Origin of the sequence: Sutterella wadsworthensis 2_1_59BFAA (genome assembly GCF_000297775.1) — a bacterium.
Taxonomy (GTDB): domain Bacteria; phylum Pseudomonadota; class Gammaproteobacteria; order Burkholderiales; family Burkholderiaceae_F; genus Sutterella; species Sutterella wadsworthensis_A.
Genome location: NZ_JH815517.1, coordinates 1 through 11,575, shown reverse-complemented (window position 1 = coordinate 11,575; position 11,575 = coordinate 1). Strand labels below are relative to the sequence as shown.

The following is an 11,575-nucleotide window of genomic DNA, read 5'->3' as shown; positions in this document are numbered from 1 at the left end:
GTACACCTGCGTCCCGAAGGACGTTCGCGCGCAAACGGCACGGCGATTATTCATTCGCGGCGGAAGACCATTTCTTTGGGGACAAATCCTGATTCGTCCGGAGCGCGGTCTCCGCCATTCGCGGTCGCGCTCCCTTCGCCTTGCGCCTGATTATTCGAACCAGTGCTCGCGGGCCTTCATGATGAGGCTGCTCGCGCGCTCTTCGTCGATGCCCGTCATTTCAACGAGATCGTCCGTGGCGAGTTCGCCAAGATCGTCAAGCGTCTTGACGCCGTGGCCCACAAGCTGGCTGGCGAGATCGTTGTCCATGCCCTCAAGGCTCAGCAGCGGCTCGTCGGCCTTGCGCAGATTCTCTTCACGGGTGATGGCGTCGGCGAGAAGCTTGTTGCGGGCGCGCTGGCGAAGCTCGTCGACCGTTTCACGGTCGAAGGCCTCGATCGCGTAGAGCTCCTTCTCAGGAACGTAAGCGATTTCCTCAACGGAGGAGAAGCCTTCACCGATAAGCACGTCGGCGGCGGCCTCGTCGATGTCGAGGCTGTCCATGAAGTCGGCGCGGATCTTCGCGACTTCCTCATCGCGCTTCTGAGCGGCGGCAGCTTCGGTCATGATGTTGATCTGCCAGCCGGTGAGCTCGGACGCAAGACGAACGTTCTGGCCGGCGCGGCCGATGGCGATGGCGAGATTGTCCTCGTCGACGACGACTTCCATCGTGTGGGTCTCTTCGAGCATGACGATCGAACGGACCTTGGCGGGCTCAAGGGCACCGACCACGAACTGGGCGGGATCCTCGTTCCAGGGCACGATGTCGACGCGTTCGCCGCCGAGTTCGTTCGTCACGGCATTGACGCGGGAGCCGCGCATGCCTACGCAGGTGCCGATCGGATCGATGCGGCGGTCGCGGGCGTAGACGGCGATCTTGGCGCGCACGCCCGGATCACGGGCGGCGGACTTGATCTCGAGGAGGCCTTCCTCGATTTCCGGGACTTCAAGCTCGAAGAGCTTCTTGATGAATTCGGGGGACGTGCGGGAGAGGAACACCTGCTGGCCCTTGTTGGACTCGCCGACATGGTCGACGTAGGCGCGCACGCGGTCACCCGTGCGGAGATTCTCACGCGGAATCATCTGGTTGCGCGGCAGGCGAGCTTCAAGACGGCCGATTTCAACGATGGCGTCGCCCTTGTCGATGCGCTTGATCGTGCCAGTCACGATGCTTTCGTTGCGATCGAGGAACTCCTTGAGGATCTGCTCGCGTTCGGCGTCACGCAGGCGCTGAAGGATGACCTGCTTGGCGTCCTGAGCGAAGCGGCGGCCCGTCGTGTCGACGTCAATCACTTCGATCTCGCGCTCGATGAATTCCCCGGGCTGGATTTCCGGATAATCGTCGATGACGTCGGAATACATTTCCTGACGGTCCGGCTCCTGGAGACCTTCCTCGTCGGCAACGACGAGCCAGCGGCGGGCGGCCTTGAATTCGCCCGTCACGCGGTCGACATGCACGACGACGTCGGCGTCCTCACCGGGGAACTGAGCCTTCTTGACGGCGCTGGCAAGCGCGGCCTCGAGCACGCCGAAGACGGTGTCCTTGGCAACATTCTTTTCGCTTGCGAGTACGTCGACAAGCTGGAGCATTTCACGGCAGTTCATTGAAATCAACCTTTAAAGTTCAATTCAGCAAGAAGATGGGCATTGTCGACATCGGACAGCGGGAAGGTGACGCGCACGGGGGGAACCTCGGCCGTCTTCTTCCTGCGGCCGCGGAGCGCCGTAACGGCAGCAGTGGGCGTGCGGGCGATGAAGACCTCGAAGAAGTCGAACGTGATCGTTTCAGCACCGGACTCGCCTTCAATGGAGATGATGCGGCCATCGAGCTTGCGGCGGCCGGCCTCGGGGAAGCCTTCGGCGTGAAGGGGCGCAAAGAGCTCGACGTGAGCGAGTTCGCCGGCGAAGCGATCCCAGTCGCGGGCGCGCTTCAAGGGGCGCTCAACGCCGGGAGAGGACACCTCAAGGCGCTCATAGGGAATGTCCTCCACCGTGAAGAGGTGGGTGAGCTGATCGCTCACGCGTTCGCAGTCCTCAAGCGAGATGCCGCCTTCGGCGGTGGTGTCGATCGTCACGCGGACAAGGCCTCTGGCAAGGCGCTCGAGTTCGACGAACTCATAGCCCATGCCTTCGACGGTACGTTCAACGAGCTCGTTAAGCGCTCCGGATTGGGTCATTGATCAAACTTCCTATTAAATTGCGGCCGGAGTCATCCCGGCCCGTCCTGACGGCGCGTCCGTGCTGAACGGCTCGTCCCTGCAGCTTAAGCGGACAAAAGTCAGCCGAAGCTCGAAAAAACAAAAAAAAATGGGCAAACGCCCATTCGACACCCTCTGACGCCGGCGGTCCGTCTGCAGCCTTCTGCATGTCCTTCTGGACACGCGGCCTCGGGATTCTCATTCCGGCAGGGCAACGGCGCGGCCTTCTCTCGGTCTGCGCCGCCTGAACCTTTCCGTGAAAACGCCCTCTCCCCCGTTTGCTCAGGGACGGACACGACCTTGAAGGTTGCCTCGGGTTTTCACGAACACCCGCGATTGTAGGTGAAAAAGCGTCCCCGCGCAAGCGCGGAGCCGCTTTTTCAGGTCCTTTCGCGATCAGGAGCGTCCGCCCGTTCGGCGGCGCTGCGTCGGGCGATCGCTCATGTCGCGAGCCTCCCACATGGGCACGCCCGTGCGGTCGGACTTGCCTTCCTTGAAGCGGGTGCCTCGACGAGCCTCGCGGGCCTCGGCCTCGCTTTCGGCACGAGCGCGGGCGCGGGCCTTTTCACGAGCGGCGGCCTTTTCGGCCTTCTTAGCCTCAGCCTTTGCAGGAGCTGCGGCGGCCATTTTCTTCTCGGCCTCATCGAGGTCAAGCATCCAGGCGCGAACCTCTTCAGGCGTGAGTTCCATGCGTTTGCCGCGCGGCAGGGTCTTCGGAAGAGAAACGGCGCCGTAGCGAACGCGGATAAGGCGCGAAACCGTCATGCCGACAGCTTCGAACATGCGGCGGACCTCGCGATTGCGACCCTCGCGGATCTGCACGAGGTACCAGTGGTTCATGCCCGTTCCGCCTTGATCCTCGAGCTTGTCGAACTTCGCCATGCCGTCCTCAAGCTCAATGCCCTGCTGAAGCTGAAGCATCTGCTCGGCCTCAAGCTCGCCGATGACTCGAACGGCATACTCGCGATCGATCTCGTAACGGGGATGCATAAGGCGGTTGGCAAGCGCGCCGGAGGTCGTGAAGAGAAGAAGGCCCTCGGTATTGAAGTCAAGACGGCCCACGGCCACCCAGCGGGCGCCCGAGACGCGGGGAAGACGCGCAAAGACGGAGGGACGGCCTTCAGGATCGTCACGGGAGACGATTTCGCCGGCCATCTTGTGGTACATCAGAACGCGGGGCGTGGAGGAGGCAGCCATCGTGCGGCGCACGAGCCTGCCCTCGACACGAATCATGTCCGCAGCCGTAACGCGGTCACCCACGGTGGCGGTTTGACCGTTGACGGTCACGACGCCGGAGGCGATCAGAGCCTCCATGTCGCGGCGGGATCCGAGCCCAGCATCGGCGAGCGCCTTCTGAAGCTTTTCGGTCGGCAGATCGGCAGGCGTCTGCTGCTGGCGGGCGCGGTCGATGATGTCGAGCGCGATCGGACGATCCGCAAAGCCCCTGTAGCCGTCGGCCTCGGACTCCATCTGTCCGAAGGCCTCGCGCGGAGAGGCCAGGCCTGCGCGCTCGGAAAAGGGGGCGTCCTCGCGCACGCGACGGGTGCGAGGCAAATTGCCTTCGCCAGGACGACGGAACGGCGTGCGCTTGCGTTCGGCGGACTGCGGACGGCGACCGCCGCGAGAATTACTGTTGTTTCTCAAAATCAATCTCCTTCTGAAGCGGCATCGGCCCTTCGTCGGCTGCCGCCGAAGGCGGCAGGGCTTCCGACAGCAGGAAGTCGGGAAGCGGCTCGGCATCAGGGCCCGGCAGTTCTGCAAGGCTTCTGAGTCCGAGATCATTTAAAAAAGTTCTGGTCGTGGCAAGAAGCGCCGGCCTGCCCGGCGACTCCCGATAACCCACCGTCTCGATCCATCCGCGCTCCTCGAAGAGCCTGAGGGTGGCCGGATTGACGGTCACGCCGCGAAGCTCCTCAATGTCGCCGCGGGTCACGGGCTGATGATAGGCGATGATGGCCAGCGTCTCCATGGCCGCCCTCGAATAGCGGGGCGGCTTTTCCTCGTCAAGGCGCAGGAATCTGGGACCAAGCTCCGAGGCCGTCTGGAAGCGCCACCCGTCGGAGAGCTCCACGAGGCGCATGCCGCGGTCCTCCCAGAAGGCCTGAAGCTCAGCGAGGTGTTCCTTCACGGACTTGGCGCTCAGCCTGTCGTCGAAGAGACGCCTAATCTCGCGCACCGGCATCGGCCGCCGCGAGCTCAGTAGCGCTGCTTCAATGATGTGCTGCGGAGTCATGAGAGACGGACGAAAGGGTATCTGAAACAGCGCCCATTGTAGAAAAAGGCGGCGCCAAAATAAAGCCCCGCAGCTCGATCCGAGTGCGGGGCTTCAATCGGGATCGTGACCGGAAGTTGATTTCCGTTCACTTTGAATCTGGCGGAAGGAGTGGGATTTGAACCCACGATACGGTATAACCGTATACCGGATTTCGAGTCCGGCGCATTCGACCACTCTGCCATCCTTCCGGCTATTCCCCATAAGGAGAACAGGTTTTGCATATTACAGAAAGCGGGAGGTTTTGTCAAACCTCCCGCTTCAGATTCGAACGAATTCGAAGCTGTCGCTGCCTGAACAGCTTAGTGGGCGAAAACGCCGCCTTCGATCGGACGGAGCACTTCAACACCGCCCATGTACGGACGAAGCGCTTCGGGAACCGTCACGCTGCCGTCAGCGTTCTGGTAGTTTTCGAGCACGGCGACGAGCGTGCGGCCGACGGCGAGGCCGGAACCGTTGAGCGTGTGGACGTACTGGGTCTTGCCATTTTCATCCTTGAAGCGAGCGCCCATGCGGCGGGCCTGGAAGGCCTCGCAGTTGGAGCAGGACGAAATCTCGCGGTAGGTGTTCTGCGCTGGGATCCAGACTTCAAGGTCATAGGTCTTCGTGGCACCGAAGCCCATGTCGCCCGTGGAGAGCGCGACGACACGGTACGGCAGACCGAGCTTCTGCAGAATGCCTTCGGCGTTGTGGGTCATTTCCTCGAGATCGTCGTAGGAGGTTTCCGGACGAACGATGCGGACCATTTCCACCTTGTCGAACTGATGCTGGCGGATCATGCCGCGGGTGTCGCGGCCGTAAGCACCGGCTTCGGAACGGAAGCACGGCGTATGGGCCGTCACCTTGAGCGGAAGGTCCTTGTAGCTGAGCATCATGCCGGCGACCTGATTCGTCAGCGTGACTTCAGCAGTCGGCACGAGATACATCTGTTCCTGTTCACCAAAGGCACCGCCCTTCTTGGCGGCGAAGAGGTCCTCCTCGAACTTCGGTAGCTGGCCGGTGCCCTGCATCGTGGAAGCCGTCACGATGTACGGCGTGTAGCACTCGACATAGCCGTTTTCACGGGTGTGCGTGTCCAGCATGAACTGGGCGAGGGCGCGATGAAGACGGGCAATCTGACCGCGCATGAAGGCGAAGCGGGCGCCGGACTCCTTGGCGGCCGTATCGAAGTCGAGGCCGAGCGGAGCGCCGACGTCGACATGGTCCTTGACTTCAAAGTCAAACTCGCGCGGGGTGCCCCAACGGCGGACTTCAACATTTTCAGACTCATCCTTGCCGACCGGCACGCTTTCGTGCGGGAGGTTAGGAATGCGGAGAAGCATGTCGTTGAGACGCGTGCGAATGTCGTCGAGTTCGGCCTCAAGTTTCGTGAGTTCTTCGGGAATCTGGGCGGCTTCAGCCATCAGGGCGGAAGCGTCCTCACCGTTCTTCTTGGCCATGCCGATCTGACGGGAGAGCACGTTGCGCTTCTGCTGCAGATCTTCGGTCTTGGTCTGCACGGTCTTGCGGGCAGCTTCAAGTTCGTTGAATTCCTTTTCAGGGAACACAAAGTTGCGCGTCGCAAGGCGGGCAACCACTTCAGGGAGCTGCTTGCGCAGCATCGTCAGGTCAAGCATTGTTTTTACCTTTAAAGTTGCCGGCGCAAGCACGCCGGCCATCAGAAGTCGATCTTTTAATTTTCTCCTTTTATCGGAGAAAAGGCAAATTCAGCAGTACTGCGGCTCATGAGGACCACCTACCTGCCCTGGCCCCTTCTGCGCCCGCGCCCCGCCTTTCTGGCCTCTTCGTTGAGCGACTCCAGGCGAGCAAGCTTTTCAGCGATCTTGATCTCCAGACCGCGATCGACAGGTTTGTACCACTTCATGCCTTCGAGCCCTTCGGGCATGTAGATCTCGCCGGCGGCAAAGGCGCCAGGCTCGTCATGTGCGTAGCGATAGCCCTCATGGTATCCGAGCTCCTTCATGAGCTTCGTAGGCGCGTTTCGCAAATACATGGGGACGGGACGCGTGCGGTCCGTCTTCACGAAGGCCCGCACTGCGTTGTAGGCGTTGTAGACGGCGTTGCTCTTGGGTGCGCAGGCAAGATAGACGACAGCCTGCGCGATGGCAAGCTCCCCCTCGGGAGAGCCGAGTCGCTCGTAGATTTCAGCCGCCTCCACGGCAAGCTGCGTCGCGCGCGGATCAGCCAGCGAGATGTCCTCGATCGCCATGCGCACGACGCGGCGGGCAATGTAGCGCGGATCGCACCCGCCGTCGAGCATGCGGCACATCCAGTAAAGCGCTGCATCGGGATCGGATCCACGCACGGACTTGTGCATGGCGCTGATCTGATCGTAGTAGTTGTCGCCGCCCTTGTCGAAGCGGCGCAGAGTTGCAGGAAGCGTCTTCCTGAGAAATCCCGCATCGACCTCCGTCATTCCCCTCTCGAGAGCCATCGTGCAGGACACGTCGACCGCATTGAGAAGCCGCCTGGCGTCTCCGTCGGACAGTTCGATCATGACACGGCGTGCATCCTCCGTCACCGAGAGCTTCGGAAACTCTCTCTCAAGCGCACGCTCAAGAAGGACTTCGGACTCCTCGGGCTTGAGACTCTGAAGCTGATACACAGTCGAACGGCTCAGAAGAGCCGAATTCACCTCAAAGCTGGGATTTTCGGTCGTCGCGCCGACAAAGACGAAGAGTCCCGACTCCACATGAGGCAGAAAGGCGTCCTGCTGGCTCTTGCTGAATCGATGGACCTCATCCACAAAAAGAAGAGTTGGCCTGCCGGTTAGACGCATCGTTTCCTTTGCGGCATCAACGGCGTCACGGATTTCCTTCACGCCGCCGAGTACGGCGGAGATCGAGATGAAGGGGAGGTCAAATGCCGATGCCATCAGGCGGGCAAGCGTGGTCTTGCCGACGCCGGGAGGCCCCCAGAGGATCATCGAATGCGGGCGATGCTGTTCGAATGCGGTGCGAAGCGGCGCTCCCGCTCCCAGCAAGTGAGTCTGCCCCACGACTTCGTCGAGGGTTCCCGGTCGCATGCGTTCGGCCAGCGGCCTCAGCATGGGCTGCGGCTCTTGGGTTGAAGCCTTTCGGGACGCGGGCTTGGATTTGGCGTCTGGCGGCAGAAGTTCGCCGCCGAAAAGATCGTTGCTCATGCGCAGTACTCTAGCAAAATTCGAACGGCAGGTCATGCCCGACCTCTCGGGCGCGGGAATCGGGTAGAGAGCGCCCTCACAGGCACTCCCCTCCCACACAATTATGCTCACTCAGTGCTGAGCGTTCGGACGTGCCGTTCGGCATCCGGCGGTTTCTGAGTTAGAAATAGAAGGGAACTCAGCGCATCTCGAGAAGGCTGTAGAGTCCCTGTCGTCTGAAGAAAGACTTTGGAAATGCATCGCGCATGTGAAGTGCGTCAGCGTTCCACCATGCACCCCGTCCGTTATTGGCAGACTTCCACGCACGCTCTGACTTCCACGCACGCTCTTTATCCAAGCCGCGACGTCGAGGTTCCCGTTCACGTGTCTTCGGTCGCTTCCATGCAATCCACACCGACTTTCGGAGATGGCGTCGGATGTGTATGTCGAGCGCATCGAACACGCCCTTGCGAGTGTCCAACTTGAAGTACTGCCGCCATCCACGCAGAATCGCATTGAGCACCCTAATCGTTCGAAAGAGTGACCCGCCGCGCGCCCTGTAGAAGACGGTGCGAGGCTTGTCCTGCAGCCGCTTGAAGCTTTTCGGGTGAACTAGCGGTTGTCCCGTCATCCCCACGAAGTGTAGCCAAGAAATTTCGCCCTACTACGGCCTCGGCTGACTTCCATGCCGACATCCCTCGGCCTCCCGAACCTCGGTAGCCTCGCGGCGTCGAGATGGCTCTCCCCAGGTATCACACATGTGCTTCCCTCCCCACCTGCCGGATCTACGTGCATCCCTTCCGGAACAGCTTTGGGTTAATCGAGCTTTGCCGACTCTCCCAAGATACACGCCTCACATCCGATTCCTGTTCGTCAGGCTGGAGTTTTGTTATCGGCTTCCTTCATCAAGGTCGTTGCCTCCCTCGACTTGCACGACTCACTCGTCCTTCCCCGGTTCGGGCGGACAGCGGACTTTCACCGCATAGACACACGTGCGCTGCCGAGCGCACAAACAAAAACCCCAGTCTCTTTCGAAACCGGGGTTCTTGGAATGGTGAGCCTGACGATGTCCTACTTTCACTGGAAATACAACCAACTATCATCGGCGATAAGGTGTTTCACTGTCCTGTTCGGAATGGGAAGGAGTGGGACCACCTCTCTATGGTCATCAGGCAAAGGCTTTGCTGCGCGAGCAGCGAATTCTTCACTTGGTCAGAAACAAAGCTGAGCTGTGATTCATTGACTCAGAAATTCTCTTGACGACATTCAGTCAAAAAAGCTTCACGGTTATAGGATCAAGCTTCACGAGCAATTAGTAATGGTTAGCTGAGTGCCTCACAGCACTTACACACCCATCCTATCAACGTCCTGGTCTCGAACGACTCTTTAGGGAGGTCTAGCCTCCAGGAAGACTTATCTTCAGGCAAGTTTCCCGCTTAGATGCTTTCAGCGGTTATCTCTTCCCCACATAGCTACCCGGCGATGCCACTGGCGTGACAACCGGTACACCAGAGGTGAGTCCACTCCGGTCCTCTCGTACTAGGAGCAGCCCCCGTCAATCTTCCAGCGCCCACGGCAGATAGGGACAAAACTGTCTCACGACGTTTTAAACCCAGCTCACGTACCTCTTTAAATGGCGAACAGCCATACCCTTGGGACCGGCTACAGCCCCAGGATGAGATGAGCCGACATCGAGGTGCCAAACACCGCCGTCGATATGAACTCTTGGGCGGTATCAGCCTGTTATCCCCAGAGTACCTTTTATCCGTTGAGCGATGGCCCTTCCATACAGAGCCACCGGATCACTATGACCTACTTTCGTATCTGCTCGACTTGTGGGTCTCGCAGTCAAGCACGCTTTTGCCATTGCACTATCAGCACGATTTCCGACCGTACCTAGCGTACCTTCGCACTCCTCCGTTACCCTTTAGGAGGAGACCGCCCCAGTCAAACTGCCTACCATGCACGGTCCCCGGACAGGATGACTGTCCCAGGTTAGAACCTCAAACAAATCAGGGCGGTATTTCAAGGACGCCTCCGCCACAACTGGCGTTGTGGTTTCACAGGCTCCCGCCTATCCTACACAGATCGGTTCAAAGTCCAATGCAAAGCTACAGTAAAGGTTCATGGGGTCTTTCCGTCTAGCCGCGGGGAGATTGCATCATCACAAACACTTCAACTTCACTGAGTCTCAGGAGGAGACAGTGTGGCCATCGTTATGCCATTCGTGCAGGTCGGAACTTGCCCGACAAGGAATTTCGCTACCTTAGGACCGTTATAGTTACGGCCGCCGTTTACTGGGACTTCGATCAGGAGCTTGCACCCCATCAATTAATCTTCCAGCACCGGGCAGGCATCACACCCTATACGTCGACTTTCGTCTTTGCAGAGTGCTGTGTTTTTAATAAACAGTCGCAGCCACCGATTATCTGAGACCTCTTCGCGCTCGGGGTGTTTCTCCCTCCACGCTACAAAGGCACACCTTATCCCGAAGTTACGGTGTCAATTTGCCGAGTTCCTTCTCCTGAGTTCTCTCAAGCGCCTGAGCATATTCAGCTCGCCCACCAGTGTCGGTTTGCGGTACGGTCCCGCTGAACTGGAGCTTAGAGGCTTTTCCTGGAAGCACATCCAATCACTTCGCTCAAAAGAGAGCTCGATGCTTTGCCTCGGAGATTCGCTGACGGATTTGCCTGTCAGCCTCCTACGCTCGCAAACCGGGATATCCAACACCCGGATGATCTTCAATACTCCGTCCCCCCTTCGCATTCAGCGGTGGTCAAGGAATATTAACCTTGTTCCCATCAGTTACGCTTCTCAGCCTCACCTTAGGGGCCGACTCACCCTGCTCCGATGAACGTAGAGCAGGAAACCTTGGGCTTACGGCGAGCGGGCTTTTCACCCGCTTTAACGTTACTCATGTCAGCATTCGCACTTCTGATACCTCCAGCAACCCTTACGAGTCACCTTCGCAGGCTTACAGAACGCTCCCCTACCACTCACACATAAGTGTGAATCCGCGGCTTCGGTTATTGACTTAGCCCCGTTACATCTTCCGCGCAGAAAGACTCGATCAGTGAGCTATTACGCTTTCTTTGAAGGATGGCTGCTTCTAAGCCAACTTCCTGACTGTCTTAGCCTTTCCACTTCGTTTTCCACTTAGTCAATATTAGGGACCTTAGCCGGCGGTCTGGGTTGTTTCCCTCTTGAGTCCGGACGTTAGCACCCGGTGCTCTGTCTCCCGTGCTCAAACTTCCAAGTATTCGGAGTTTGCCATGGTTTGGTAAGACGCCATGTCCCCCTAGCCATAACAGTGCTCTACCCCCTGGAGTCATACACGAGGCACTACCTCAATAGTTTTCGGGGAGAACCAGCTATCTCCAGATTTGTTTAGCCTTTCACCCCTATCCACAGCTCATCCGCTAATTTTGCAACACTAGTCGGTTCGGTCCTCCAGTGTGTGTTACCACACCTTCAACCTGGCCATGGATAGATCATCTGGTTTCGGGTCTACGCCTAACGACTGAACGCTCTGTTCGAACTCGCTTTCGCTGCGCCTCCCCTATACGGTTAAGCTCGCCATTAAACGTAAGTCGCTGACCCATTATGCAAAAGGTACGCAGTCACCCCTTAACGAGGCTCCTACTGTTTGTATGTATGCGGTTTCAGGATCTATTTCACTCCCCTCCCGGGGTTCTTTTAACCTTTCCTTCACAGTACTGGTACGCTATCGGTCGATCACGAGTATTTAGCCTTGGAGGATGGTCCCCCCATCTTCGAGCAGGATGTCACGTGTCCCGCTCTACTTATCGCACACTTAGTACCGCAGCTGCCTTTTCCAGTAAGGGGCTATCACCCTCTATGGCCGGACTTTCCAGACCGTTCCCGTAAGTTGGCTGCTATCGAGTGCTGGGCTGATCCGATTTCGCTCGCCACTACTTTCGGAAT

7 protein-coding genes, 1 tRNA gene and 2 rRNA genes are annotated in these 11,575 nt (G+C 58.9%); all 10 read right to left on the bottom strand.

Features of this window, described 5'->3' with window-relative positions; all coding sequences use genetic code 11:
• Positions 1–150 precede the first annotated feature (150 nt).
• Positions 151–1,644, bottom strand: coding sequence for a transcription termination factor NusA (gene nusA, locus HMPREF9465_RS07360; RefSeq protein WP_005435581.1), 1,494 nt, complete (start codon positions 1,642–1,644; stop codon positions 151–153).
• A 5-nt stretch (positions 1,645–1,649) separates the two neighbouring features.
• Complete coding sequence (rimP, locus tag HMPREF9465_RS07355; protein WP_005435580.1) at positions 1,650–2,216, bottom strand: ribosome maturation factor RimP; 567 nt, start codon at positions 2,214–2,216, stop codon at positions 1,650–1,652.
• A 417-nt stretch (positions 2,217–2,633) separates the two neighbouring features.
• Positions 2,634–3,881 (bottom strand): 23S rRNA pseudouridine(2605) synthase RluB, encoded by a 1,248-nt coding sequence (gene rluB / locus HMPREF9465_RS13960; protein WP_005435578.1) that lies wholly within the window; start codon positions 3,879–3,881, stop codon positions 2,634–2,636.
• The gene (gene scpB, locus HMPREF9465_RS07345; protein ID WP_051009049.1) at positions 3,865–4,470 is read right to left on the bottom strand and encodes an SMC-Scp complex subunit ScpB; all 606 of its coding nucleotides are present in this window, start codon (positions 4,468–4,470) and stop codon (positions 3,865–3,867) included. Before scpB ends, rluB begins: the two co-directional genes overlap by 17 nt.
• A 139-nt stretch (positions 4,471–4,609) precedes the next feature.
• Positions 4,610–4,700 (bottom strand) — tRNA-Ser (locus HMPREF9465_RS07340).
• A 111-nt stretch (positions 4,701–4,811) separates the two neighbouring features.
• On the bottom strand, positions 4,812–6,125 hold the full coding sequence (gene serS, locus HMPREF9465_RS07335) for a serine--tRNA ligase (RefSeq protein WP_038007178.1): 1,314 nt from the start codon (positions 6,123–6,125) through the stop codon (positions 4,812–4,814).
• Positions 6,126–6,244: 119 nt separating this feature from the next.
• Entirely contained in the window at positions 6,245–7,558 is a 1,314-nt protein-coding gene (locus HMPREF9465_RS07330) for a replication-associated recombination protein A (RefSeq protein ID WP_231289370.1), read from the bottom strand.
• A 271-nt stretch (positions 7,559–7,829) separates the two neighbouring features.
• The gene (locus HMPREF9465_RS12835; RefSeq protein ID WP_081579460.1) at positions 7,830–8,261 is read right to left on the bottom strand and encodes a group II intron maturase-specific domain-containing protein; all 432 of its coding nucleotides are present in this window, start codon (positions 8,259–8,261) and stop codon (positions 7,830–7,832) included.
• 427 nt (positions 8,262–8,688) lie between these two features.
• Positions 8,689–8,803, bottom strand: a 5S ribosomal RNA gene (gene rrf / locus HMPREF9465_RS07325).
• A gap of 118 nt (positions 8,804–8,921) precedes the next feature.
• Positions 8,922–11,575 (bottom strand): 23S ribosomal RNA (locus tag HMPREF9465_RS07320); the annotation flags it as partial.